Annotated in this window: 25 protein-coding genes and 1 pseudogene; 10 read left to right on the forward strand and 16 right to left on the reverse strand. The window is 52.5% G+C overall.

Annotated elements, in window-relative coordinates; all coding sequences use genetic code 11:
* Positions 1-20 precede the first annotated feature (20 nt).
* The 8 genes and pseudogenes from R6H26_RS15840 to R6H26_RS15875 form a co-directional block, all read right to left on the reverse strand.
* On the reverse strand, positions 21-335 hold the full coding sequence (locus R6H26_RS15840) for a DUF1830 domain-containing protein (RefSeq protein ID WP_404783634.1): 315 nt from the start codon (positions 333-335) through the stop codon (positions 21-23).
* A gap of 72 nt (positions 336-407) precedes the next feature.
* A complete protein-coding gene (locus tag R6H26_RS15845; protein WP_404783636.1) occupies positions 408-1,919 on the reverse strand; it encodes a NarK family nitrate/nitrite MFS transporter in 1,512 nt (503 codons plus the stop codon).
* Between the two features lie 18 nt (positions 1,920-1,937).
* On the reverse strand, positions 1,938-2,768 hold the full coding sequence (locus tag R6H26_RS15850) for a nitrate ABC transporter ATP-binding protein (RefSeq protein WP_404783638.1): 831 nt from the start codon (positions 2,766-2,768) through the stop codon (positions 1,938-1,940).
* Positions 2,769-2,794: 26 nt separating this feature from the next.
* Positions 2,795-4,816 (reverse strand): nitrate ABC transporter ATP-binding protein, encoded by a 2,022-nt coding sequence (locus tag R6H26_RS15855; protein WP_404783640.1) that lies wholly within the window; start codon positions 4,814-4,816, stop codon positions 2,795-2,797.
* Between the two features lie 24 nt (positions 4,817-4,840).
* Positions 4,841-5,653 (reverse strand): nitrate ABC transporter permease, encoded by an 813-nt coding sequence (ntrB, locus tag R6H26_RS15860; RefSeq protein WP_404783642.1) that lies wholly within the window; start codon positions 5,651-5,653, stop codon positions 4,841-4,843.
* A 102-nt stretch (positions 5,654-5,755) separates the two neighbouring features.
* Positions 5,756-7,069: a CmpA/NrtA family ABC transporter substrate-binding protein gene (locus R6H26_RS15865; protein ID WP_404783643.1), complete on the reverse strand. Its 1,314-nt coding sequence runs from the start codon at positions 7,067-7,069 to the stop codon at positions 5,756-5,758.
* Positions 7,070-7,148: 79 nt separating this feature from the next.
* Complete coding sequence (locus R6H26_RS15870) at positions 7,149-7,472, reverse strand: 2Fe-2S iron-sulfur cluster-binding protein (RefSeq protein WP_404791347.1); 324 nt, start codon at positions 7,470-7,472, stop codon at positions 7,149-7,151.
* Positions 7,473-7,481: 9 nt separating this feature from the next.
* A pseudogene (locus R6H26_RS15875) lies at positions 7,482-9,017 on the reverse strand (ferredoxin--nitrite reductase); the annotation flags it as partial.
* 337 nt (positions 9,018-9,354) lie between these two features.
* Here R6H26_RS15875 and R6H26_RS15880 point away from each other — a divergent pair.
* Positions 9,355-11,058 (forward strand): glycosyltransferase family 39 protein, encoded by a 1,704-nt coding sequence (locus R6H26_RS15880; RefSeq protein ID WP_404783644.1) that lies wholly within the window; start codon positions 9,355-9,357, stop codon positions 11,056-11,058.
* A 31-nt stretch (positions 11,059-11,089) separates the two neighbouring features.
* Here R6H26_RS15880 and def read toward each other — a convergent pair whose 3' ends face one another.
* Positions 11,090-11,629 carry a peptide deformylase gene (gene def / locus R6H26_RS15885; RefSeq protein ID WP_404783645.1) on the reverse strand — a complete coding sequence of 180 codons (540 nt, stop codon included), beginning with the start codon at positions 11,627-11,629 and terminating at the stop codon, positions 11,090-11,092.
* Positions 11,630-11,683: 54 nt separating this feature from the next.
* Between def and R6H26_RS15890 the strand changes: the two genes are divergently transcribed.
* From R6H26_RS15890 to R6H26_RS15900, 3 genes are all read left to right on the forward strand, one after another.
* Positions 11,684-11,812, forward strand: a complete 129-nt coding sequence (locus R6H26_RS15890) for a hypothetical protein (protein ID WP_404783647.1) — start codon at positions 11,684-11,686, stop codon at positions 11,810-11,812.
* Between the two features lie 175 nt (positions 11,813-11,987).
* Positions 11,988-12,617, forward strand: coding sequence for a hypothetical protein (locus R6H26_RS15895; protein ID WP_404783648.1), 630 nt, complete (start codon positions 11,988-11,990; stop codon positions 12,615-12,617).
* A 2-nt stretch (positions 12,618-12,619) separates the two neighbouring features.
* Positions 12,620-13,015 carry a hypothetical protein gene (locus R6H26_RS15900; protein ID WP_404783650.1) on the forward strand — a complete coding sequence of 132 codons (396 nt, stop codon included), beginning with the start codon at positions 12,620-12,622 and terminating at the stop codon, positions 13,013-13,015.
* A gap of 85 nt (positions 13,016-13,100) precedes the next feature.
* On the opposite strand, the gene R6H26_RS15905 is transcribed toward R6H26_RS15900, so the two are convergent.
* Complete coding sequence (locus R6H26_RS15905) at positions 13,101-13,925, reverse strand: RnfABCDGE type electron transport complex subunit D (protein WP_404783651.1); 825 nt, start codon at positions 13,923-13,925, stop codon at positions 13,101-13,103.
* 150 nt (positions 13,926-14,075) lie between these two features.
* Here R6H26_RS15905 and R6H26_RS15910 point away from each other — a divergent pair, with 150 nt between their 5' ends.
* The 5 genes from R6H26_RS15910 to R6H26_RS15930 all read left to right on the forward strand — a co-directional run bounded on the left by R6H26_RS15910 (position 14,076) and on the right by R6H26_RS15930 (position 17,386).
* Positions 14,076-14,450 carry a DUF6464 family protein gene (locus R6H26_RS15910; protein WP_404783653.1) on the forward strand — a complete coding sequence of 125 codons (375 nt, stop codon included), beginning with the start codon at positions 14,076-14,078 and terminating at the stop codon, positions 14,448-14,450.
* 30 nt (positions 14,451-14,480) lie between these two features.
* Entirely contained in the window at positions 14,481-15,593 is a 1,113-nt protein-coding gene (gene gcvT, locus R6H26_RS15915; protein WP_404783655.1) for a glycine cleavage system aminomethyltransferase GcvT, read from the forward strand.
* A 102-nt stretch (positions 15,594-15,695) separates the two neighbouring features.
* Positions 15,696-16,100 carry an NIL domain-containing protein gene (locus R6H26_RS15920; protein WP_404783657.1) on the forward strand — a complete coding sequence of 135 codons (405 nt, stop codon included), beginning with the start codon at positions 15,696-15,698 and terminating at the stop codon, positions 16,098-16,100.
* A gap of 52 nt (positions 16,101-16,152) precedes the next feature.
* Complete coding sequence (locus tag R6H26_RS15925; protein ID WP_404783659.1) at positions 16,153-16,749, forward strand: Uma2 family endonuclease; 597 nt, start codon at positions 16,153-16,155, stop codon at positions 16,747-16,749.
* 28 nt (positions 16,750-16,777) lie between these two features.
* Positions 16,778-17,386: a DUF4126 domain-containing protein gene (locus R6H26_RS15930; RefSeq protein WP_404783660.1), complete on the forward strand. Its 609-nt coding sequence runs from the start codon at positions 16,778-16,780 to the stop codon at positions 17,384-17,386.
* A gap of 14 nt (positions 17,387-17,400) precedes the next feature.
* On the opposite strand, the gene R6H26_RS15935 is transcribed toward R6H26_RS15930, so the two are convergent.
* The 6 genes from R6H26_RS15935 to R6H26_RS15960 all read right to left on the reverse strand — a co-directional run bounded on the left by R6H26_RS15935 (position 17,401) and on the right by R6H26_RS15960 (position 23,617).
* On the reverse strand, positions 17,401-18,588 hold the full coding sequence (locus R6H26_RS15935; RefSeq protein WP_404783662.1) for a M20 family metallopeptidase: 1,188 nt from the start codon (positions 18,586-18,588) through the stop codon (positions 17,401-17,403).
* Between the two features lie 147 nt (positions 18,589-18,735).
* The gene (locus tag R6H26_RS15940; protein ID WP_404783664.1) at positions 18,736-19,344 is read right to left on the reverse strand and encodes a hypothetical protein; all 609 of its coding nucleotides are present in this window, start codon (positions 19,342-19,344) and stop codon (positions 18,736-18,738) included.
* A 118-nt stretch (positions 19,345-19,462) separates the two neighbouring features.
* Positions 19,463-20,161: a DevA family ABC transporter ATP-binding protein gene (locus R6H26_RS15945; RefSeq protein WP_404783665.1), complete on the reverse strand. Its 699-nt coding sequence runs from the start codon at positions 20,159-20,161 to the stop codon at positions 19,463-19,465.
* Between the two features lie 3 nt (positions 20,162-20,164).
* Positions 20,165-21,319 carry an ABC transporter permease DevC gene (devC, locus tag R6H26_RS15950; RefSeq protein WP_404783667.1) on the reverse strand — a complete coding sequence of 385 codons (1,155 nt, stop codon included), beginning with the start codon at positions 21,317-21,319 and terminating at the stop codon, positions 20,165-20,167.
* Between the two features lie 7 nt (positions 21,320-21,326).
* Positions 21,327-22,517, reverse strand: coding sequence for an efflux RND transporter periplasmic adaptor subunit (locus tag R6H26_RS15955; protein WP_404783668.1), 1,191 nt, complete (start codon positions 22,515-22,517; stop codon positions 21,327-21,329).
* A gap of 98 nt (positions 22,518-22,615) precedes the next feature.
* The gene (locus tag R6H26_RS15960) at positions 22,616-23,617 is read right to left on the reverse strand and encodes an adenosine kinase (protein ID WP_404783670.1); all 1,002 of its coding nucleotides are present in this window, start codon (positions 23,615-23,617) and stop codon (positions 22,616-22,618) included.
* A 900-nt stretch (positions 23,618-24,517) separates the two neighbouring features.
* Here R6H26_RS15960 and R6H26_RS15965 point away from each other — a divergent pair.
* A complete protein-coding gene (locus R6H26_RS15965) occupies positions 24,518-26,074 on the forward strand; it encodes a WecB/TagA/CpsF family glycosyltransferase (protein ID WP_404783671.1) in 1,557 nt (518 codons plus the stop codon).
* The last annotated feature ends 231 nt before the right edge of the window (positions 26,075-26,305 follow it).

Raw genomic sequence — 26,305 nt, forward strand, 5'->3', positions numbered from 1 at the left:
TTGAAGGGTCTGCCATCCGGTTAATCTGTTTGCACCCGTAACCCATGGCAAGGGATGTACTCAGGGGGCGTCACGCTGAGCGTCGGACTCTTATAGACTTCTAGCATTGCTTCGGGGGGGGCTTCAAACATAAATTGCTGGGCGGGGAACAAAATGTGCTCCCATTCCCCTTCCGAAAGGTGGCTCAGACGCACGACTTGAATTCGTTTGCTGGGATTGACATAACAGCACAGCACGGGAGGCGATAAAACGGCAGGCACCTGCTGCATCGCCTCCTCGGACTGCGGAGCGCCTGCGACTGCATTCCGGTTTGTTTCTATTGCAGAGTCTTGCATCGTCGCCTCCAGTCTGGACAGTATCTGTATGCAAATATGTATGCAAATATGTATGCAAATTCCGATGAGGCTTTATTCTTGCTCCTGCAAGACGGGAGGAACTGTAATGGGCGCTACGGTTGCGCTATCTGGCAAATCGTAGTCTTCCGCAAAAGATCCCCTGGGTTCTTGCAAAAAGAACAGGCACAGGCTGGCGCAAATAAATGCCGAAATACCCATGACCGCAAATAAAGTTTGGGCATTGGTGAGGCTGTAAACGGTCAAAAAGACCACGCCGCCAAAGTTGCCGTAAGCGCCCACATTCCCGGCAATTTGTCCGGTCGCTTCTTTCTTGATCAGCGGCACGATGCCGTAGGTTGCCCCGCAGCCCGCCTGGGCGAAATAGGCCGCAAACATGGTTGCGGCGATCGCCAAGGGAATCGGCCAGGTGGGACTAATGCTGTAGGTCATCAGGTAGCCCACCCCAATGCCGACGGTAATAAACGTCATGGTCCACTTGCGCGACCCAAACTTATCGGAAATCAGACCGCCGCTCGGTCGCGAGATCAAGTTCATGAAGGGATAGGCTGCGGCAATCATGCCGGCAACGACGTGCTCCAGCCCGAAGGTCTTCTCAAAAAAGGTCGGCAGCATGGATACCGCCGCCAGCTCCGATCCGAAGTTTGTGACGTAGGTTAGCTCTAGCAGGGCGACCTGACGAAACTGGTAGCGTTCTGACGGGCCATAGATTTTGCGACCCGTCAGCAGTTCGCGGTTGACTTGCCAAGCCTGATAGGTTTGATAGGCGTATAGTCCGGCCAACAAGACCCAAATAAAGACCATTTGAGTTTCATTCAAGAAATCGAGGGCCGGTCGCGCCAGCCGCCAAGCCAGCAGCCCGAGGGCAAAAATCAACCCGAAGTTCATGACCAGCATGGCGTAGAAGCTTTTGACGCTGGTCACTTCTAGGGCACCGCTTTTCTTGGGTTTTTTGAACACCTTGCCAGGGGGCGTATCGCGGACGCTTTTGAGGTAAATGGCTCCGTAGATTGCCGCGACGATTCCAGTTAAGGCGATCGCAACGCGCCAGTTGGACGCGCCCCCGGTCATAAAGCTAGCGCCGACCGCCAGCGCGGGGAGCGCAAATTCAGCACCAAACGCGCCAAAATTTCCCCAGCCGCCGTACACGCCTTCCGCAATCCCAATTTCTTTTGGCGGAAACCATTCCGATACCATCCGAATGCCCACCACAAATCCGGCACCCACGATCCCCATCAGTAAGCGGCCCACCACCAGTTGCGTAAACCCTTGGGCGGTTGCGGTCACCAAACAAGGCACCGCTGCAAACATCAAAATAAAGGTATAAGTGCGCCTCGGGCCAAAGCGATCCAGCAGCATCCCAATCGCGATCCGAGCTGGGATCGTTAGGGCCAGGTTGCAGATTGCTAACGTTTTGAGGTGCTCTGGGCTAATGCTCAGCTCTTTGCCGATGGTGGTGGCAAAGGGGGCAAAGTTAAACCAGCACACAAACGATAGAAAAAATGCAAACCAAGTCAGGTGCAGGACGCGATAGCGCCCGTTAAACGAGATTAAACCTTTGAGCATGATACTAAGTTAAAAACGTCAGTGGTCGACAACCGCTCCGCTGAACAGATAATCCAGAGCGTGATTTCGTAAGGTGTAGTAACGCGGATCCTCCATGAGCTGGGCGCGCTCGCGCGGACGGGAGAAGGGGATGTCCAAAATTTCTCCGATCTTGGCCGCAGGCCCGTTGGTCATCATCACGACGCGATCGGCCAGAAACAGGGCTTCGTCGATGTCGTGGGTAATCATGAGCACCGTAATTTTGTACTCGCGCCAGATTTTGAGCAGCTCCTCTTGCAGCTCTTCTTTGGTAATGGCGTCTAGAGCACCAAAGGGTTCGTCTAAAATCAGCACCTGGGGACGAATCGAGAGGGCGCGGGCAATGGAAACCCGCTGTTTCATACCGCCGGAGAGCTGCCCCGGACGCTTGTTGGCCGCTTCCTCAAGGCCGACTAGGGCCAGATGCGATCGCACGATTTCGGTTTTCTCTTTTTTCGACTTTTCCGGGTAAACGGCATTCACCCCTAAATAAATATTCTCGAAGGCCGTTTTCCACGGGAGCAGCGCGTAATTTTGAAACACCACCATCCGGTCGGGTCCGGGACGGCTAATCATCTTGCCCTGGAGCCGCACTTCGCCGCTAGAGGGTTTGCGGAACCCAGACACCATATCGAGCAGCGTGGACTTCCCGCAGCCCGAATGACCGATCAGGCAGACAAACTCGCGCTCGAAGATCGTCAGATCGACATCGTCTAAGACCGTGTAAGGGCCGTTGGGTGTAGGGTAGACCTTTGACACCCGATCGACGACTAAAAAAGGTTCTCGTTGGGCAGTTTGCAAGGTAGATTTAGAGGTTGAGAGCGTTTGCATCGGTCTTAAAATCCCCAAAGGAGCGGTTATGCAGCGGTTTTGGTTGTATTTTCAACAAGGTCGTCAATCGCAATTTCTTCGACGCGGACATCGCGGCCAATTTCAAAGCTTTTGAGGTAACCCATGGGGTCGTCGGGATTAAAGACTTTCCCATCGAAGAGTTTGAACGCGCTGCGATTGGGTTCGGTGTCGGGTAGTCCCAGTTCCCGCGCGGCTCGACCGTACAGATCCACCCGTCGCACCCGCTCTAGAATCTCAATCCAGTTGCGCGGAAAGGGCGCAATGCCCCAACGCGCGAGCTGGGTCAGAATCCACAGCCCTTCGACGCGTCCGGGACAGTTGGATTGGTCTACGTGAAAGCGGTTGTATTGCCACACTTCTTCCGGCGGCTCGCCAGTCCCGCGATCGTAGGGATCGATAAATCCGGGTCGGGCAAAGGTTGCCGCAGCGCCGATGTACTCGGGCTTGCTCAGCAATTTCAAAATACTTTCGCGATTGCGGCGATTGTCGCAATAATCGCAGGCTTCTAGGAGCGCCTTGACGAGGGCGTTGTGGGTTTCCGGGTGCTGGGCCGTCCAGTCTTCCCGCACGCCCAAAACTTTCTCTGGATGGGAGGGCCAAATATCTAAATCCGTGGCGATGACGCAACCCAATCCTTCCTGCACCGCTCTAGAATTCCACGGTTCGCCGACGCAATAGCCGTCGATGGTTCCCGCACTGAGATTTGCGACCATCTGGGGCGGCGGAATAACCGTCAGGTCGACATCTCGATCGGGGTCGATTCCGGCAGAGGCCAGCCAGTAGCGCAGCATCAGGTTATGCATGGAAGTGGGATAAACCATACCCAAGGTGTGGCGCTGTTCGGGGCTTTGCGCGAGGGCGGCCTTGAGGTCGTCAAGGGTTCTCACGCCGCGATCCCACAGCTTTTTGTCGAGGGTGATGGCATTGCCGTTGCGCGATAAAATCAACGCCGTCACGATGGGCAGCGGACGATTTTCTGCGCCAAAGCCGAGGGTCATGGACAGGGGCATCCCCGCTACCATCTGGGCCGCATCCAAGCGACGGCTGGCAATTCCTTCGGCGATCGCACTCCAACTGGGTTCTCGGCTGAGGGTCACTTCCTCCAAACCGTGTTTGGCAAACAGTCCTTTTTCCTTCGCCACGATCAGGGGGGCGCAGTCGGTCAGGGGCACAAAGCCAATGTCGAGGTTGACTTTTTCGAGACCGTGACGGGCGATCGCGATGGTTTGTTTGAGCTTGCGCTTTTTGTCTCGTTTTTGCTGGTTGAGGAAGTACACAATTTCGTTGCGCAGGGCGTAGTAGCTCGGGTGTTTGACCACTTCCAGGCGCTGCCGGGGCCGAGGAATGGGAACCTGCAAAATTTGGCCGATGTGGGCTTCCGGTCCGTTGGTCATCATCACCACTCGGTCGGAAAGCAGCAGGGCTTCATCCACGTCGTGGGTCACCATCACGCAGGTGACTTGGCTCTCTTGGCAAATCTGCATCAACTGCTGTTGCAGGTTGCCGCGCGTCAGGGCGTCGAGTGCCCCAAACGGTTCGTCGAGCAGCAGAACTTGGGGCCGGATAGCTAGGGCGCGGGCGATCGCCACCCGTTGCTTCATCCCGCCGGAGAGTTCTTTGGGCGTCTTGTCGGCGGCGTGCCGGAGACCGACGAGATCGATGTTGCGCTCGATCAGTCCGCGCCGCTCGCCTTTGGGTAAATGCTTGAGCACCTTATTGACCGATAGCGCGATATTCTGGCGCACCGTCAGCCAAGGCAACAGCGAATAATTCTGAAACACCATCATGCGATCGGGACCGGGGAGGTCAACCTGATGGCCGTCTAAAACCACACCGCCCACCGTCGCTCGATCGAGTCCGGCAATGATGTTGAGCAGCGTCGATTTACCGCAACCGGAATGACCGATCAGCGAAATGAACTCGCCTTGCTTGATGGTCAAGGCAATACTTTTCAGGGCAATATAGCTCCCGCCATTGCGGAGGGGGAAAATTTTATCGACGTGATCGACTTCTAAAAATGCAGACATAAACCCAAGTGACCCAAAGTTAACTTAAGACTCAGACGCAACCAAAGAACCGAGATAGCTCACGAGGCGATCCAGACACAACCCCACAATGCCGACGCAGAGCACTGCCAAAATAATTTGGCTCATGCTGTTATCGTTGCCCGCGTTGTAAGCATCCCAAATATAAAACCCGATACCGCCCGCTCCAGAGGCCAGCATCTCAGCCGCCACGATCGCCAACCAGGCCAAGCCGATCCCAATCCGCAGCCCCGTAAAAATGTAGGGCACGGTAGATGGAATCAAGATGTTGAACAAATACTCGCGACCGTTCAAGCGCAACACCTTCGCCACGTTGTCATAATCTTTAGGGATTTGCTGAACACCCACTGCTGTATTGATTACAATCGGCCAGATTGCAGTAATAAAAATTAAAAAGAGAGCTGCAGGCTGACCATCCTGAAAAATTGCCAAGGCGATTGGCAACCATGCCAATGGCGGAATAGTCCGTAATACTTGGATTAGCGGATCGAAACCCCGTCGAAGAAAAATATTTACTCCAATAACAAGGCCGATTGCTACCCCAACAACGGCAGCAAGAGCATAGCCAAGAGCTACTCGTTGGAGACTGATCCAAAGCTGTAATCCAATTCCCTCCTCAGCAAAAGGATTTAAGAGTAGCCCGAAAGACTGTGTAGCCACCACCAAAGGAGCAGGCATCTTTGATTCTGGATTCATACACAACACTTGCCAAATCAACAGCACCGCGCCCGTACAAATAATAGGTGGGAAAATGAGAGGACCAAATTTTTTGACTTGAATTGCAAAGGGTGACGGGGCAGTCAGTGAGGGATTTGCCATGATCTGAAGTGAGTCCTTAAATAATAAAAAAGAGTAAGAATTTCAGAGTCTAGTCATGGATTTAAGACTGAGTCAAAAATCCATAACTAGACTTATTGAGCCTTAAGCCTTTTTGATCTTGAGACTCTTGAGGTAAGCCATTGGATCAGCGGGGTCGAACTCAACCCCGTCAAAGAAGGTCTCTACACCACGAGAATCACTCTTAGGAATAGCGGCCTCTTGGCCAATCGCTTTAGCAGCCTCTTTCCAAAGATCAGCACGGTTCACTTCTGAAACGAGCTTCTTAAGGTCGGTATCGGCAGGAAGTTTACCCCAGCGGATATTCTCGGTTAAGAACCAAGTGTCATGGCTGGTGAAGGGGAAAGAAGCGTCCTCTCGCCAGAACTTCATTAATAATGGGCTGTCTTTGAGGGTGCGCCCATTTCCTAAATCGAAGTTGCCCTTAGATCGCTCAACAATATCTTTTGCTGGCGCTTTGACATACTTATCAGCAGATAGAATTTGGCACATTTCTGCCTTATTCTCATCTTTGTCACACCATACTTGGGCTTCTAAAACCGCCATTAGCAGTGCTTTTGCAGCTTTAGGATACTTGTCGACCCAATCTTTACGCAAGGACAGAGACTTTTCTGGGTGATTTTTCCACATTTCGCCAGTGGTGAGGGCGTTATACCCCAGTTTTTTAGTAACCAAGCGCTGGTTCCAAGGTTCTCCGACACAAAAGGCATCCATTGACTTGGTTTCCATATTGGCAACCATCTGAGCGGGTGGAATCACGATGAGATCGACGTCTGTATCGGGATTAATGCCATTAGCTGCAAGCCAGTATCGCATCCATAAATCATGAGTTCCGCCAGGAAAGGTCATTGCACACTGAAATTTCTTGCCCCCAGCTTTTTTTGCATCAACCTTTGCTTTGAGGGCTGAAGCTTTGGCTTCAAGCTTTAGGTCGGCATACTCATTAGAAACTGATATACCCTGCCCATTAGTATTCAACCGAGCCAAGATATACATTGGGACGGGCGATTTGGTAATCTTACCTGCGGTCATAAGGTAGGGCATGGGGGTTAGGATATGTGCCCCATCGATACCGCCTTTCTCGCTGCCCAGCTCTAAGTTATCGCGGGTAGTGGCCCAAGAGGTTTGCTTGTTGACGGTCACGTCTTTCATGCCGTGCTTCTCAAAGAAGCCTTTCTCTTTTGCAATGACCAAGGGCGCGCAGTCGGTCAGCGCAATAAAGCCAAGCTTGGCTCCCGTCACCTCAGGAGCATCGCCGCCGCTCGTGCCTGCTGCGGGAGATGCGGTTGGGGACGGGCTTGAGGTCGTCGTAGATCCCCCACAGCCATGAACCAGTAAGGCCGTTGCAGTGGTTGCGCTAGCGGTAATCAAAAACTTACGTCTAGACAGATTGGACATAGCTTAGTAACTGAGACTCCTCTCCGAAAAAGTGTGTGTCGCGTTGCCCCATAAAACGCAATTTGCGCCGATGGGCTGATTAAAAATCCACAACAACTCGGCCCGTCGGATGGGCAATGCAGGCCAAAATATAGCCTGCGGCCCTTTCTTCGGCGCTGAGTGCTTGCGGATCCCCCCCATAGTTGACGGCTCCCGACTGTAGCTTTTGCTTGCAGGTCCCACAGGATCCTGCCCGGCAGCTACTTTCAGGGTTTAGCCCTGCTTGCTCCGCAACCTCAAGAATGAGGTCGGCCTCGGTGCAATCGACGGTCTTGCCCGATTGGGCGAAGGAAATCGTCGCAGGCGGAGCTACTGCGCTTGACTCGGTTGTCGTCAAAGGACTCGCTTCAAGCGTTGGCTCCACAACTACCCCAGCCTTAAGCTGCGCCCCAAAGTGCTGGATCAAGAGATCTCGCACTACGGGTTTGAGGTCTTCGCAGGGAATCCCTTTCATGACGCAGGTGCCCAAATGGGCATCTTTGCCAACCTTTCCCCCCATGTAGATATCGACGCCTTCTAGGGTTTTGCCGTTCTTGCGAACTTTGGTCCCCATAAAGCCGATATCTGCCACTTGGGGTTGACCGCAGGAGTTGGGGCAACCCGTCCAGTGCATGCGCACGGTACGGGTAAGGGTGAGTTCTCGTTCGAGTTCTTGGGTAAATTGGACCGCGCGTTTTTTGGTTTCGACGAGGGCAAAGTTACAAAACTGCGCCCCCGTGCAGGAGACCAGCGATCGCGACAGTAATGACGGCGCAACTGAGAATTTCTGCAAAACGGGTTCTTGCAAAAAGGTATCGATGCGGGAATCGGGAATGTTGGGAATGATGACGTTTTGCTCGACGGTGAGGCGGAGCTCGCTGCTGCCGTAGACCTCAGCCAATCGAGACAGTTCGAACATATCTTCGGCCTGGAACCGACCGACAGGGACGTGCAACCCTACGTAGTTCAGTCCGGGCTGCTTTTGCGGGTGGACGCCAATGTGGTCGCGCTTCTCCCACGCAATTTCGTCCTTGAGGGCGGCGGCCTTAAGGGGAACGCCCAGTTGCTGCTCGACGGCAGCTCGGAACCCTTCTAGACCCATTTCATCGATCAGCCACATCAGCCGCGATTTTTGGCGATTGGCGCGGGGTCCGTTGTCTCTGTAAACGACCAAAATAGCTTCGCAAAGCGCAACGACTTCGCTGGGTTCGACCCAAGCATTGAGCGGAATGGCTGCCTCGCACCGTTTGGGTGAGAAAAAGCCGCCGACGACGACATTGAATCCAATCCGTTCGTCTTTGAACGCAGGTACAAATGCGATGTCGTTAATTTCAGCGTGGATGGAATTGTCGCGGCATCCGGCGATCGCGATATTAAATTTCCGAGGCAAGTTGCTAAAGGTTGGATTGCCTTTGCCCTTGTTGGTAATCATGTCCTGAATCTGGACGGCTAGCTCGCGGGTATCGAACAGCTCATCGGCATCAATGCCCGAAACCGGAGAACCTGTCACGTTGCGGACGTTATCCATCCCGGACTGAATGCTGGTCAGCCCTACACCCTGAAGGCGGTCGAAAATATCGGGAATGTCCTCAATGCGAATTCCGCGCAATTGCAAGTTTTGGCGCGTGGTGATGTCTGCACTGCCATCCGTGCCGTACCGTTGCACGATTTCGGCCAGGGTTCGCATCTGAGCGCCCGTCAGGATGCCTTGAGGCAGCCGCAACCGCATCATAAATTTGCCAGGGGTAACGGGCCTAAAAAAGACGCCCAACCACTTAAGGCGATAGTCGCGATCTAACTCATCGAGTGCCTCCCACCCAATTTGAGCGAAATGGTGGATCTCTTTGAGCACCGCTAGGCCGTCTTTGTCTGCCTTAAGGCGCTCAAACTTATTAAGTTTGTCCGTCGTTTCTACCGCAAGGCTAGTCAAGGCAGTACCCTCTCAAAAGATGTAAGACAATAACCTATGTCTCCATAAAAGACATTCGGCAGCATGCTGTCATTGCAGGTCGTCGGCAAGTATTTGCAAGACTTAACGCTCGACAAAAATTCGATCGACATTTTGCGCGATGCACCTTATGTCTTGTTACGCTAAAGGCGATAGCGGACGGAATTCGTATCAAAAGCTACACTAATCCAAACATTTATGAAGTTGGAGGATTGGGGTTATGCATTTTTTGCATCATTGGATTCGGATTGTCCTAAACCTTGAATCGTAAGTTGAGGGGCGTTCGGCAAGGCGGAATTGTCTTTAGAGGGGTAAAGGTGTGAGAGGGTGCGCGCGCTATGGAGGGCTGGCTGCGGCGATCGCCCTCGGACTCCTCCTTCGCTTCTGGAACTTAGACCTCAAACCCCTCTGGCTTGACGAAACCATCACGCTGTTATTTTCCTTGGGGCGCAGCTATGACGATATCCCCCGCGAGACGTTGCTCCCTCTAGCAGAACTCCTCCAACCCCTCCAGTGGCACCCGCAAAGCTGTAGCGCGATCGCCGAGACCATCGCCCAGCAATCCACCCATCCGCCGCTGTTTTTTTGCTTGATGCATCGATGGATGGGCTACCTGCAAGAGTCCGGTCATTCCCTACGGTGGCAGGTGCGATCGCTCAGCGCGTTGTTCGGGACGGGGGCGATCGCCGTTATGTATATTCTCAATCGCGTAGCGTTTTCCCATAGAGCAGGGCTATGGGCTGCGGGATTGATGGCGGTATCGCCGTTTGCGGTGTATTTATCCCAAGAAGCGCGGCATTACACGCTTCCCATGCTCGTCATTGCGGCATCTTTGATTCCTCTAGTGCAGCTTTGCGCCGCAGCGCCAGCCAAACGGAAGCGCCTACCTTGGCTAGCCTGGATTGGGCTGAATAGCCTGGGCTTTTACGTGCATTATTTTTGCATCTTGGCTTTTGCCGCCCAGATCGTGACGCTAATGGCGGTTTTTCTGCAGCGGCGGCGAGCGGGAGGAGGAACGGCGGATGTTTGGTGCGGAGCGATCGCCACTGGCAGCATCATCTCGAGCATGTTGCCTTGGCTCCCGGTTTTGCTCGACCATACCCAGCGACCAGAAACCGACTGGCTAAAGTTTGACGCTACGTTGGGGTTGCATTGGTTAGAACCGATCGCGAGACTTCTCGCGGGCTGCATTGTCACAGTCATTATGCTGCCCGTAGAAGAACAGCCCCTCTCGATCGCAATTGTAAATGGGCTGCTCGCGTTCGGGTTTATCGGGTATTTAACGAGATGGCTCTGGCAAAATCGAGAACAGTTATTTCAGACCGAGCAGGCCTGTCAGAGCGCTCGAGTTTTGCAATACTTTTTGCTGGCAGTAGGAGTAGAGTACTTACTACTGGTCTATATTTTGCACAAAGATTTGACCTTAGCCTTTCGCTATAACTTTATTTTTTATCCAGCCCTTTGCGCTCTATTGGCTGCCAGCGTTGCAGAACTTAGGTCTCAAGCGCGTAACGCCTTCGGAAAGCGGCTCTTACCTTGGGCATTAATTCTCGTCGGGGTTATCAGTAGCGGTTTTGTGGCGACGGATGCTGCTTTTGCAAAACCTTTTTCGCCCAAACAAATTGCTGAAAGATTGCTGCATCAACCGACAAACGCTCATTTAGTCGCGATCGAAAATTACAGCAATTCTCAGGATGTCGCTTTAGGTCTGAGTTTTGCGCTTGCAGTAGACCAACTTCAGCCAGCGACATCGGAACCCCTCAAGCACGTCGAATGGGGATTCTCAAAATCGACGGATCCTAGGAACGATCGCCTGGCAATCGACGGACGATCGCCCCTATCCAACTCTTTCACGCTTTGGCGCATTGGCAGCTTAAAAGCTGACAAACGACCCATGCCTGAGAAGCTAAAGCTACAGGTCGATCTCAACTCAGATCGGGCAACGGCAACCTGTCTTTCCCAGGAAAAACCGTTCTTTAATATGGGTTTGACGTTTCAGCGCTACAACTGCAAGGGAAGTTGAGAACATTGATTTTCTCTATCTTGTTTGGTTCTTATAAAGTGGAACCGATTATCTGGCGTTGATACTCTTGTTCGCTCATGAGTTCGCGAGTACTTTCAACGCGATCGACGAACACGATGCCCTGCAGGTGATCGTATTCGTGCTGAAAAATCCGCGCGACGAAGTCATGCAAAATTTTTTGCTGGGATTGTCCGTGACAGTCTAGGTAATCCACGGTCACAGACGTGTATCGAGGGACCAGTCCGCGAATACCTGGAACGCTCAGGCACCCTTCCCATCCTTTTTCCATTTCGTCGGAATGGTCAACTAGCCTAGGATTCAGCATTGGCGTGGGTGGCATTTCGGGCGCGTCAGGATAGCGCGGCGTTGGACGGGATGCAATAATGACGAGCTGTTTTGAGATGCCCATTTGAGGCGCGGCAATGCCCACTCCGTTGGCTTGCTCCATCGATTGCAACAACTCCTCAACCAGTTCTTGGAGCGCTAGATCTTGCGGATTTTCAATGGGTCGAGCGACTTGTCTGAGGAGGGGATTGCCCAATTGAAGAATCGATCTTTTTGTTTCTTGCATTGTTCGAGTTTACCTTTATGCAATAGCATCTTTCCCCGAGCATTCATTTTCAGCGTGCCGCAGGGATTTTTCCGCCATCGGCGATCGCCCAAAGTCGATAAACCTTACGTGCGGGCGGAGCCGCCAGATTTTGCACGGCGAGAATCTCCTGTCGTTGTCCTAGATCGCCTGATGGTAGCTTAACTTACCTGTTCGCTGTGTAAGGTCACTTTAAGGCAAAAGCTCTTAAGCGAAAATCACTCAGATACAGCAATGGCCTTCGTGGGCTAGAACTGCCGAAGGAAAAGCCTTTAACTCAATCTAAGGCATTTTAGATTTTTTGCTGAAGTCTAGGAGACGCATCCAGTTTTCTATAATTGTGGGTAAGCTAAAGCTGGCGTTTAGCGTCTGTTCGATCGTGTCTTCTTCAAAGTCGAATCCCGCAAGATTCCGTTCTGCTACTGAGTTTCCCCGCTCGCTTCAGGGAATAGAGACAACTGAGGCTGAAAAGCTGTATCTGGAAATGCGGGACTGCCTCATCTTTACCAACCGCAGCCGATCGCAGCTCATGCGTCACAACAACGGCTACCGGGATAAAGTCGCTCAGCTCAAGACCGACGTAGCCAAACTTCAGTCCGGTATCGACGCTCTGAGCTTAGAAAAACGCGATTTAGTGCAATCCAAACAAGACGCGATCGCGGCCCTCCAGCAAGAAATGAGCACCCTCACCCAACATCTCGACCAGCTCTCCGAAGCCTTTGATGACGTCGCCAATTTTGATGTTTCTGGCCCCAACCAGTTTGGGTTTCTGGCCTCCTCCGGAAAGTTTTTCAGATTTTTGCGCGCTGTTCGCAGCATCGTTTTATGGTGGCGGCAAGACGAACCTCCAACAGTTCAATCATCCCTACCCGCCAATACTCACCCCTCTAACAACAGCGAAGATCGACGTAACAACCCGCAAATGTACACCGATCCAGCTTCTAACGGGCGATCGCTCCTCGATAAATAATTATGGGAAAACAACGCATCGCTGAATTGCTGAATCAGCTAGAAACCGATCGGCAGAAAGACCTTAAGAACTCAGCCGCCATTTATGCCGTCGCCCAAGTTGCCGTCAATCGATTAGCATCGCAACTCCCTCCAGAACAACTTCCAAGCGCGCTGCTGCCACCCGCACCGTCAAACTGGGACAAAACAAAGCTATTACAACTTTACGGCTCCTACAACGGATGTCGTAAAGCTGCCAAAGACCTCGGCATCAAATTTGCGACATCCCCATCTTGGCTGCAACTAGCCCAAGCGTTTAGCTACGCCGAAGCGCTCCAACACCTCGCGCATCGCTATCTAGAAACCTACCCAGCACCCAATCTAAAACAGGTGACGATCGGCCTTCGTCTATCGAATTGATTTGGAGGCGAGAGAGCGGGGACGGCGATCGCCGTCCGATGCAGCGGAGAACCAGGCTAGAGGTTGGGACGAAACACCTTTTCGTTTAGCCCTGAGAGGCTGGCCGCGCGGATTGCCACTGAAAGCGCTGAGTTGCCTGCAAAGAATCCAGCAGTGGCGTCAAAGGCGCAAGACAGAACAAACTCCAGAAAACAGCAATGGGAACGATAAAGACCGTTTGCAACACAAACGTAAGCCCTCCCACGCAAGCGGCCCACAGCATCCGACTCCAACGCCCATCGGGAATCGAGCGCGGATCTGTAATCATAAACAGCGCAAACAGCAACAGCGAACCGCTCGAAAGATGATGGCTCGCCACATCCCAGCTCCAGCCGAGCCAACAGTCTCTGCCTACCATCAGCCCGCCGTAGGTTGCCAAAAACATCGCTGACGTATCCCAACGCCCGACGCGCCCTAGCACGATTCCCCCAGCCCCCAAAAAGGCGATCGCATACCAACCCAACTCGCCCCACTGTCCCGGCGAAACCCAGGCATCTTGGGTCAAGACCAGGGTCGCAATAATGCCAGCATTGGCAGGGTTAAACAAATGCTTGTCCTTGACCCGGATCGAAAACTTACTCAGAATTGCGACCGATGCGGCAAACACCATCGTGTACCAATGGTCTGTCCTGAGCAACAGACTCAGACTGATGCCTGTAATCAGAGCGCTCCGCAACGATCCGACCCAATCGAGCGAGAATGCTGACGCCTCTCGCACTTGCAGGAGACTGGCCGCACTTTGGACGATCAGACAAGTGGCGATCGCGCAGAAAATGACATCGGGCCGCAGCGTCCAATCTTTAAGCCAAAGCCCGAGGCCCAAAAATAAACTTAAAAAACAAATTTGAAAATCTCGCGGATCTTGAAACATGACAGAGAATAAAAATGGTGCCAAACGTCAATTTCTACAACGTTAGGTTTTACCTTAACGGGTGTTAAGCGCAGCGGCGCTGTCGTTACCAGAATTGTTACAGTGAGATCGAGCGTAAAAGCCTCTCCTGATGGGAAGGAAGCGTAGCAGATGATCCTCGACGCGGTTGCCATTAGCATCGTTATTCTTTTGGGACTGTCCCCCCTATTGGTGTTGATCTGGGGCCTTCATTATCTTTCTCGACACCCGCATCTCTATATTTATCGCGATCTCACTCCCCGCAACCGCGTCCAAAATTCCGATCCGGCCTATTTGGCCCGTTCGTCATTCCCATCGCATTCCTTGGCCTCTTCGCGGGGACGATTCGGTTGGCTGGGACCGATGGGCTATTTAGGCGATACCAGCTGTCGATTTAACGCCCATTCCCCATTTATCCGCTGTGCTGTCAATCCATCCGGTCCGTGTCAAGGCTGCGCCTTTTACGAAGCAAGCGCCCACCTTACCGATCCCTCCGTAACCCGGTAGAATGGCGCTAATGATTAGGAGAAAACCGTTTTGGGTCAAGATCGATCGCTGCAACAAACGCCGCTTTTTCACTGCCACACTTCCCTCAAGGCAAAAATGGTGGAATTTGGCGGATGGGAGATGCCCATTCAATACCAAGGCATTACTGCGGAGCATCTGGCCGTGCGCAAACAGGCCGGGATGTTTGATATCTCCCACATGGGAAAGTTTCAGCTCCAAGGTCCCGATGTATTGACATCTCTTCAGGCCCTCGTTCCCTCCGACTTGTCGGCGCTACAGCCCGGTCAGGCAAAGTATACGGTCTTGCTCAATCCAGAGGGAGGCATCGTTGACGACCTTATTATTTACGCCCAAGAGAACCTAGCATCTGGACTCAGCACTGCAACGCTCATTGTCAATGCGGCCACGACTCCAAAAGACAAAGCGTGGCTGGTACAGCACCTCCCCCCTGAATGCGTTCTCATCGACGAGTCCGATCGCAACTGTTTGTTGGCAATCCAGGGGCCCCAGGCGATCGCCCTTCTCCAAACCCTCACGCCCGATCCCCTCTCCAGCATTCCCATCTACGGTCACGCCTACATTACCCTCATGGATCGGCCCGTCTGGGTTGCCCGCACGGGCTACACCGGAGAAGACGGGTTTGAAGTCATGCTCCCGCCTGAAGGGGGCATCGCACTTTGGGATCGTCTCTTGGAGCTGGGTGTGGTGCCCTGCGGGCTGGGCGCGCGCGATACTCTGAGATTGGAGGCAGCGATGGCGCTCTACGGTCAAGATATCGATGACACGACTACCCCCCTTGAAGCGGGTTTGGGATGGGTCGTGAATTTGGACAAACCGAGTTTTATCGGGCGCGAAGCGTTGCTGGCGCAAAAAGAGCGGGGTCTTACGCGTCGCCTCGTCGGCCTTGAAATGCAGGGCCGCCATATTGCCCGCCACGACTATGACCTTCAGCTAGAGGGGCAATCGGTGGGAGCGGTCACCAGCGGAACCTTTGGCCCAGCCTTAGAAAAGGCGATCGCCCTTGCCTACGTCCGAGCCGATCTCGCTCGACCCGGACAGACCCTTGACGTCGTGATTCGCGGCAAAGCTTGTCCTGCAACGGTTGTCAAGCGCCCCTTTTATCGCAGGGCCAAGCCAACTTAGAACTCGCGCCAGCGCGAGGGATTTCAGCCGGACGCAAAGGAGTCCGAACCCTTACCGCTCGAACTCTCATACAATTTAAGAAGAGTACTCTGACAAACGACCGTGAAAAAGCGCGTCACTCTCACGTTTCCGCGCCGCACGATCCAAATGCCGGTAACGTATCGACTGGCAAAGGATTTCAACGTAGCGGCGAATATCATTCGGGCGCAGGTCGCGCCGAACCAAGTCGGTAAGGTGGTCGTGGAGCTGTCGGGCGATATCGACCAGCTTGATGCAGCCTTGGACTGGCTGCGATCGCAGGATGTCGGCGTTTCCCTTGCCAATCGCGAGATTTTGATCGACGAAGACTCCTGCGTCCATTGCGGTCTTTGTACGGGGGTCTGTCCTACCGAGGCCCTCACCCTAGACCCCAAAACCTTTATGCTCAACTTCACGAGATCGCGCTGTATTGTTTGCGAGCAGTGCGTCCCGACTTGTCCGGTAGAGGCAATTTCGACGAACTTTTAGAAGAAAATGAGCTTGAGCTAAACTACAACTAACAACTCTGGCAGCAAAGAGTATGGTTTCCCCCGTATTTGAACTCGATCCCGTCTTCGAACTTGACCCGATTGTCATTCAGCTCACAGACGAGCAGTTTGAAGAACTTTGCCGCAACAATCGAGATCTGCGCTTCGAACAAACTGCATCGGGAGATTTGATTATTATGCCGCCGACGGGATGGGGAACCGGAAATCGCAACAGCGAACTGACGTATCAAGTTCAGGCTTGGAGCCGAACCACAAAAACAGGTAAAGCCTTTGATTCGTCCACGGGCTTTACTTTGCCCAACGGTGCCAAGCGATCGCCCGATGCAGCTTGGGTGCGCCAAGAACGCCTAGACGAATTACAGCCCGACCCCAACAAATTTTTGCCCCTCGCACCGGACTTTGCGATCGAGCTGCGTTCTGCAACCGACAACCTTCAAACCTTGCGGAACAAAATGAAGGAGTACATCGCGGTCGGCGTTCGGTTAGGTTGGCTGATCGATCCTCAAACTAAACAAGTAGAAATCTATCGTCCAGATCGACCTGTGGAAATGCTTCAATCCCCCCAACAGCTCTCAGGGGAAGATGTGCTGCCCGGATTTATGCTGGATTTGAAGGCCATTTGGGGTTAGGTCAGCGCTGACAATCGAGGAACTGAACGTGCCTGCCTTTCTGAATTTTGATACGTTAATCGAACTCATGCTAGCGATCGCCCTGAGCAGCGCTGCTGGGTTTCGGGTGTTCGTGCCGCTGTTGGTTCTCAGCGCGGCAGCAGTGTTCGGACATGTGGATCTGCCGACTGACTTTGATTGGATTGAAAGCCCTCAGGCGCTCGGATTGTTTGCGATCGCCGCCCTCTTAGAAATTTTGGGCTACGCCATTCCTTGGTTCGACCACGTCCTAGACGTAGTTGCTACCCCAGCCGCCATTTTGGCCGGAACCGTCATGACTGCTTCCCTCGCACCGGAGATGGATCCATTGGTGAAGTGGACGCTGGCACTCGTGGCGGGCGGCGGCACGGCGGGGTTGACCAAAGGAATGATGAATCTTTTGCGCGGTACGTCAACGGCAGCGACGGGCGGGTTGGCCAATCCCATTTTTGCCGCCTTAGAACTCCTCGTCGCAGCGACCTTATCCACCCTTGCCGTGACCGTACCGATCGCGGCAGGCGCGCTCGTCAGCGGGATTTTTGGATTTTTGGCGTACAAACTCTGGCGTTTTTTTGAGGCCTACAAAAATCGGACCGCAACCGCACCAAAACCGCCCTAGTCCGTAGCGCCAACCTAGGCTTCATTGGCCTGCTCCCAATAATTGCAAGCGCTGTAGGCCATCGTGACAACACCCGTCAAAATTGCAGATTCGTCCGCTTCAAACTGGGGATGGTGCAAGGGATGGTTGGTTTGACCTTTACGCCCTACGCCCAACCGAAACATCGAACCAGGAGCGTGCTCCAGGAAAAGCGCAAAGTCCTCGGCCCCGAGCGAGGGTTCTGGCAAGACGGATACGCGTTCGACGCCCAATGCAGCTTGGGCCGAGCGCTCTAAAAGCTGCGTGAGGCGCGGATCGTTGTGGACAGATGGTACCCCCCGCTCGTAGTTGAGCTGGTAGCGAGCGCCGTAGGGTTTGCAAATCCCCGCCACGATGTCTTCGATCCACTCTGGAAGGCGGGCGTGGGTTTCGGGGTGGAGCGATCGCACGGTCCCCTTCAGAACGACTCGGTCGGCAATCACGTTGGGAGCGCGTCCCCCAGAAATTTGCCCGACCGTCAGCACGACCGGGCGGAGAGGATTGTGAGTGCGGCTGATGGCCTGCTGGAGGGTGGTGATGACCTGAGCGGCAATCCAGATCGCGTCGATCGCCTCGTGGGGCCGCGCCCCGTGGCCCGACTCGCCAACGATCGTCAGCTCCAGATTATCGGCGGCGGCGGTCAAAGAGCCGTAGCGCACTGCAATGGAACCTGCCGGAATGGAGGGAAATACATGCAACGACAGAAAGGCATTGACGCCTTCGATGGCTCCATCGGCAATCATCCATCCGGCTCCTTGCGCGATTTCTTCAGCCGGTTGAAACAGAAAGCGAACCGAACCGGGCAGGTGCGCTCGCAGCTCCGACAAAACCATTGCGGTGCCTAACCCGACGGTCGTGTGGATATCGTGGCCGCAGGCGTGCATGACGCCAACATTGCGGGAGGCGAACGCCAAGGACGTTCGCTCTTGGATGGGCAATGCATCCATGTCGGTGCGGACGGCCAAACGGCGAGGGTCGGTTTCCTGTCCCGCCAGATCGCCAATCACGCCTGTTTTGCCGATATTTTCGCGCACCTTCAACCCGCAGGAGGACAAAACCCCCGCCACGTAAGCCGAGGTTTGGTATTCTTGCCCGCTTAGTTCGGGGTGGAGGTGGAGGTGGCGACGAATTTCAATGAGTCGCGGGGCTAAGCTTTCGGCAAGTTCCTGAATTTGAGACAGCATGAGGTCCAAAATTTGACGGGAAAAAGATCGGGGATGGGGGCGATCGCTCAACGCTTGCAGGGCAAGAAAAATTCTATCTGGATGCTGTCGTTCGATCGCTGGTTGCGATAGCCAGCACTTTAACCTAACTATAAACGTTCTGCTGTTTTACGGGTTGGAAATTGCCGTCGCTAACTGCTCTAAGTAGAGGTGTCCGTTTTGGAAAACCGACCACCCATCCCCCACTAACACCGTTTCAATTTGCTCGAGATCGGCAAGGCGGCGGACTGAGGCGATCGCCGCCGCTTTATCCTTCAGCTTTGGATCGGGAAGCACCATCAGGGCGTTGGCCCGATGGGCGCGCACCAAATCGCCCGTAATGAGGGTGTGATCCTCTAGCAGGAATGCCAATTCTCCAGGGGTCTTAGAGCCTTGCATTTCTAATACTTCCAACCCAGGTACCGCTGTATCTCCATCCTGAAGCCAGCGATCGCACTGAATCGGAAACGTCGCCCGTTCTGCCTGAGGGCCAGCCACTCGAGCGCCTGTTTTGAGCGCGATCTCGCGCGCGTCTCGAAGGTGATCGGAGTTTGTAATGACAATATGAGCCGCACCCCCCAAGGATTGTAAATGATTCCAGTCGTGGTCCGACAGCGGCAGCGGATCGATCAAAACATTTCCTTCAGCCCGAATCCAGGCAATGCTGTTAAAGTCCACATTGCGTTCGGCGTCGAAGATAGACCACGCGTACAGATCGGTACGATGTAAAGATTTCATGGCATTCCAATGATGGCATTCCAATTTCTGAGGCCGTAGGGGCAAGTTTAGCAAACACCGGACCCGCTACCGAATCCGCTCTACCCCAAAAGTTTAACCAAAACTTGCGCTCCCCCACCTAGGCGATCGCCGGATCCAGTGCCGTCAAATAGCCGTCTTCCATGTTAATAACGCGATCGGCCACGTCCAAAATCCGGTTGTCGTGGGTCACGATCAAAATAGTGCAGCCCTGCTGCTTCGCCAACCGCTGCATGATTTCCACCACATCCCGACCCGATTGCTTGTCCAACGCTGCCGTCGGTTCGTCCGCCAGCACGATCTTAGGTTGGCTCACCAAGGCGCGGGCGATCGCCACCCGCTGCTTCTGCCCTCCCGATAGATTGTGGGGATATTGGTGGATAAAATCGCCTAAGCCCACCTCCTGCAACATCTTGCAAGAGCGCTCGTACACCACCGGGCCAGGAATTTCAGGATGGAGATCCAGCGCCATCTGGACGTTTTGGCGAGCCGTGAGGGACTTCAGCAAGTTATGGGCCTGAAAGATATACCCAACATAGCGTCGTACCTTCACCCGATCGGCAGACGAGGCGTTGAGGAGTTCTTGTCCTAGCACCTTGAGGCTTCCCTCCTGGGTAGAGCGGAGCGCCCCGATCAGGGTCAGTAACGTGGTCTTTCCCGACCCAGAAGGGCCCGTCATAAATACGATCTCGCCGGGATAAATGGAGGCCGTGACCTCAAACAAAATTTGCTTGCGCAACGCGCCGCTGCCAAAGTAGTGATTGACTTTATCGATTGCAATAACGGGTTCGAGTGTCATGGCTTAAAAAATATCCGCAGGGTCAGCAGCCTGAACTTTACGCATGGCGATCGCCCCAGACACCACGCACATGATGACCGTCAAGATAAAAACCGTGATGCCCCGGTCTACCGTCATGCCGATGGGGAGCGAAGTTGCATTTTTAGTCAGCCTATAAAGCCCAATACTGAGGAAGAAGCCGGGCAGATAGCCCAGGGCCGCTAAAATCAGAGATTCTTGCAACACCACCGAAATCAAGAAATAGCTCCGGTAGCCCATCGCCTTAAGGGTGGCATATTCTGCCAAGTGATCCGACACGTCAGTGTACAAAATCTGGTACACGATTACGATGCCGACAATGAAGCCCATTGCCGAACCGAGGCTAAAAATAAACCCGATCGCCGTACTGCTTTGCCAGTAGAACCGCTCGAAATCGGCAAAGCTGGATTTAGTCAGCACGTTGACATCGCCGGGCAGGGCTTTACGAATGGCTTGGAGCGTCTGGGATACGTCTGTCCCCGGCTTTAGCTTAATCAGGCCGACATCAATTAAAGACAGCGATCGCTCGGGTAAAATGCGCATCAGATTGAGATCGCTGGTGATGATATTGCCATCTGCGCCAAACGAAGCCCCCAGTCGGAAAATTCCACCCACCGTGACCTTGCGGTCTGAAACCTCGGTGCTGACCGTTCTACCTTCCCTAAACCACTCCGCAATCGGCCCAAATTCAGGTCGCGATGCTTCGTCGAACAGCACCACATTTTCTTCTTTCATTCTGTTTTGATATTCTTTGATGCCTGGCAGCGAGAAGACATCCGCATCTGGCGGGTAAGCAATAATCAAAAGCTGGCGAGGTTTGCGCGTTTCGGGGTTGATCCAGTTACCGAACCCGAGAGACATGGGCGTAATCGATTCGACCCCAGGCATGGCCAGGGTTTGATAGAGCCGCCGCCGCGCAAAGTTCTTCATTGCAATCAGGGAAGTAGACTGCGGGCTGATCAATACGATATCGGTATTGAGGTTGATGTGCATCGTCGTGGATGCATCGAAAAGCGCGTCCCGAAACCCGAGCTGAATCATCATCAAAATGACGGCAAAGGAGATTCCCGCCAGCGCGACTAAAAGGCGCATTCTTTCGCGGGAGAGTTGAAGCCAAGCGAGGGGAATTGCAAAAATCATCGCGCTGCTAAGACTTTGGAGTAATTAAAACCTGCACCTGAAGGTTGGTCAAATTGGCAACGGGGCGACTGTTGAGGAGGCGGATTTTAACTTCTACGACGCGGGTGTCGGTATTGGCCGCTGGGTCCGTGTTCGTCACGTCGTTTTTGCCAATTTTGAGCCCCACCTGCTCCACAATGCCAGCAATCTCTCCTGGAAACGCAGAGCTGGCGATGACAGCGCGTTGACCGACCCTCGCGCGGCTCACGTCTGTCTCGTAGACTTCAGCAACGACGTACATCTGGGAGGTATTGCCCAGCTCTACAATCCCTTGCCCGCCAGAACTTCCGCCCACGCTCGGCTCGAGGGCCTCGCCTTGCTTTTTGAGCACCTTCAAAATTTGACCCGACTGCGGCGCTCGAATGATGGTTCGCTCGAGTCTGGCCTGGGCGAGGGCTAAATTGCTGCGAGCCGTATCGACTTGGATTTGAGCCTGCGATCGCCCTTGTTCTGCCCTCGCCGACTGAACTTGAGCGTCGGCATTCCGCAGGCTGGTGTTCCATTCTTGCTGAATTTTGGCGCGTTGGGCAATGGCTTCGCGAAGCTGTCCGTTTTTAGATTGATAGGCAAGTCGCTTGTCGTCTAGCTCCCTTTGAGAAACGGCCCCGCTGGTTTTCAACGACTGAAAGCGGTTCAGATCTGTTTGGGCGATCGCCAATTCGTCTTTGAGACGAGCGATGGTTGCATTTTGGGCCGCCAGCTCTTTCTGTTTGGGCGCGTCCGCTTGCGATCGCCGCGTCTGCGCCTCGGCAATTTGGGCGTTTCCGTACTGCTGCGTGCTGCTGAATTGAGCTAACGCATCCTTGAGTTGACTTTGAGCCACGCCCCTGTCCGCAAGCCGCTCGTTATAGGACTCTAAGTAGGCGATCGGCTGTCCTTCAGCCACGGACTGCCCTTCTTTGACCAACATCCGACCGATGCGCTCTCCCGATGGCCCTCCCACCTGAACGATCTCGCCCGCAGGCTCAATGCGACCCAGTGCCGAAATTTTTCCAACAAGGGCCGCAGCGGGTGACGCTGCGGGGGCAGGCTGGGCCTGCTTTGCAGAAGGTCGATTCGCGAATTGCAAAAGACCTAACGCTGTCAAACCCAACGCAACGGCCACGCCCCCTCCCACCATCCATTTCCCGGTGGGGGTCAACAGTACCTTGTCGCCCACGTTCTTTACCTTTCGCAACCCTTCCTCAAATTGTAAAGAACTTTACGGACAAGGTGCGACTTTTTAGGTTCTGTCCCGATACCCCAGCGTCTCAAGCGTCAAACTCGTGCTTGCAACTCTGCCAGCAGCGACTGTAGGTCGGCAGTTGGCATGCGCGCCCCCAACGTCGTCACCAATTTTGCAGAGGCCATGGAACCCAAACGCCCCGCTGTCGGCCAGTCCATCCCATGGGTAATGCCGTAAAGTACGCCTGCGGCATACATATCGCCAGCGCCAACCGTGTCGATCGCTTTAACGGGAAAGGGATCGATTTCAACCAGCGTTTCTCCATCAAAAATGAGCGAACCTTTGGGCCCGCAGGTCACGGCAAATCCCTTCGCTAGGGTTTTGAGGTGCTCGAGCGCTTCGCTCAGATCCTGCGTATCGGCCATTTGGCAAGCTTCGCTCTCGTTGGCAAACAAAAAGTCAACGCCAGGGCCAATGATGTCCAACAGGCCCTGCTTGAAGAACTTGGCCATGTTTAAGTCTGAAAGGGTCAGCGCTACCTTCTGGCCGGCGGCTGTAGCAATTTCTCTCGCTTTGATGGCAGCTTTCTGACTCTGCTCTCCCGTGACGAGGTAGCCTTCGATGTAAGTGTAGGCAGATTCGGCGATCGCCTCGGGCATCAGTTCGGCTTCGGAGAAGCTGGAGGAAATGCCCAGAAACGTATTCATGGTGCGATCGGCATCGGGGGTGACGAAGACCAGACATTTCCCCGTAATGCCGGGTTCGGCGAGGCGGTTTTTAAAGTTAGTTTCAACGCCGCAGACCACGAGGTCGTCTAGATAATGTTGTCCGGGTTCGTCATCGGCAACTTTGCAGGAGTAGAAGGCTTTGCCGCCAAATTGACTGACTGCAATGATGGTATTGGCCGCAGACCCGCCACCACTGCGCTTGGTCGAGTATCCGTGAAGGTGAGCCAGGATTTTGTTTTGAGCGTCTTCGTCCAGCAGGGTCATGACGCCCTTGTCGATGCCCAATTGTTGCAACACCTCTGGTGTCACTTCGCATTCTATGTCGAGTAGCGCATTCCCGAGACCGTAGACGTCGTAGCGTACCATAAAACTCCTCATCAAAGCCTTTATGATAGCGGTAGACTTTCCTTCCCGTAAATCATCCCGTTCGTATCTCTGCACGAGCCTCTATTGCGAATTGCTGTAAGAGTAGCATTAACGATTTACCTCCTTTTGGCCGCGCATCTAAAGTCTTTCAGGAAACATTTAAAGGATCTCGAATATCTTTTCGGTCGAGACTGCAATACTCAACTGGCAATGAAACAAGCAGATTGTGTTCATCCTGGACTTTGGTGAATTTCATTTCCTGAAATGCCCTTTGGCTCGAGCTTAGAGCCAAAACAAATATCCCCGAAGGGCAAAATTGAGTTGCAATGAATACGTCCAAAGAAAGATTTTAAATGTAAATGAAATATAAATCGAGCATAAATAGATATAAAGATGGATAGAACCAAGTCATGAATTCATAAGTTATTGGATTTTGATGTCACGCAATTTAAGTTCTGCATGTATTGCACAGCATTGCTTTCGGGCTTTGCAGGCGTATCCGACCGAGCGCAAATCTATATATATGGATATACGTTCTGGCTTGACAACCTGTATCAATACATTTAACATATTTTGATAGGATAGGGGGACTTTCAGCAATCTCTTGAAGCGAGCGTCCGGCTGTAGACTTAAGCTATCAAGAACGCAATGCAATTTCATAAAAGTCTCTATTAATAAGGACTTCATTAGATTTCTACCCCACTCAGCATAACAACTGCAAATCAAACCTGGTAGCACTCAAGAGTTAATGCGCTGCGCTGCCAGAGTTACTGAAGCCGTTAGATCGCACTGAGCCATTGCTGCCGATCTTGCGATCGCAGAATCATAAGTATTTTCCAATTCAAGTTAACTGCTTAACACGTTTAATACGCTTAAACGACGAGTTTTGGATATCCTCCTATGGCCAAGTTAGGAACGATTCTTCTACACAACAACTTGATCGATCGAGAGAATTTACAAAAGGCTCTCGATCGGCAAAAAGAATATCCAAAACCACTCAATAGAAAACGGTTAGGAGATATTTTAATAGAACTGGGAGAAATTAATTATTCAGAACTCATGTTTGCTTTGGCTTTGCAGTCAAGGTCAGAAGGAGAGGTGACCGCTTCCACGGGTTTTTGTGCTGCAATATTGAGCGGGTTGAGGCGCGTACGGGATATCCTAGCTGCCTTGGTAGGGCTGAGCATTCTAGGGCTCGCACTGCCAATGATTGCTACTGCTATCTACGTTAACTCTCCAGGCTCGATTTTTCTTCCGCAGTATCGAATCGGTTTGCGAGGAAAACGCTTTAAGATATGGGAATTTCGAACAACTATTCTAATTGAAAATTTTCATTTAAAAGATCGGAGTTTTCAGTATACGAATTACCGAAAAAAACCGAGTGTTACTCGCGTTGGCAAATTTCTTCGAAAAGCTCGCCTCGATAAACTTCCTCTATTTCTGAATGTCTTAAGAGGCGAGATGAGTCTTTTTGGTATTTACCCAGCGACCTGTAGTGAGGTCAGAAATTATTACGGCGGAGATTGGCTAAGTTTGGCTGTTAAGCCAGGCATAATTAACCTACAGCAAATTAATAAGCGATCCGTCAATAGGTTCTCTTTATTCCTTGATAATGTTGTTTTGCGCACCCTCCTATGGCGATCGGCATCGACAAGCTGGAAAGCAAGGGTACAGCTTCTAAACGTTCAAGTAGACAATTTAACTCGAGCAGAGTTACTTGAAAATCTAAACTGCGGTGTCGTATTGACTTTAAATGCAGACCATTTAATGAATTTACAGCGCGATCCAGAATTCTTCAATATCTACTGTAATGCCGATTATAAAATATGCGATAGTCGGATTCTATTTTATGCATCGTATTTTTTAGGAAATCCATTAAGAGAAAAAATTGCAGGATCGGATTTCTTTCCTGCTTTCTATCAATTTCATCGAGATAATGAGAATGTAAGAATTTTTTTATTGGGAGGCGATCGAGGAGTTGCAGAGAAGGCCAAAGAATCGATCGAACGCAAAATTGAACGTTCAATTATTGTTGGCGCTCATTCCCCATCTTTTGGATTCGAGCAATGTCAGCAAGAATGTCTAGAAATTATTAATAAAGTCAACCAATGTCGCCCAACAGTTCTGGCAGTAGGCGTGGGATCCCCAAAACAAGAGAAATGGATATACCAATTTAAAGAAAAGATGCCAACAGTAAAAATTTTTCTTGCCATTGGCGCGACGATTGACTTTGAGGCAGGTGTAAAAAAACGCGCGCCTAGATTTCTTTCGTACATGGGCTTGGAATGGGCGTTTAGACTTTATTCAGAACCCAAGCGACTTTGGAAAAGATATCTAATAGATGATATACCCGTTCTGTGGTTAATTCTAAAGCAAAAACTTGGGCTTTATAGTTCCCCTTTTTGTGAAAGCTCTCAATGTCAGATCGCCGATCGTTTTAAGGACGGTATAAGGTAGACACTTATGGAACTCCCGAACTCTAAAGTCTGCTGAATACTGCTTTGAAGTGAGATCTAGTTTTGAGATCTATCTAATTTATTGTGTCAAGGAGCGATTGTACCAAGAATCAAACCATCATCTGTCTTCGAATCAGTTGGTTGTAGTGGCTTTCAGCCCTTCCAGTAATTAGGTTTGCTAGACTGTAAAAACAACGCGACAAGCCCTAAATTTCCTACTACCAAAGGTCCA

Origin of the sequence: Altericista sp. CCNU0014 (assembly GCF_044923475.1) — a bacterium.
Lineage (GTDB): Bacteria > Cyanobacteriota > Cyanobacteriia > Thermosynechococcales > Thermosynechococcaceae > JAAURS01.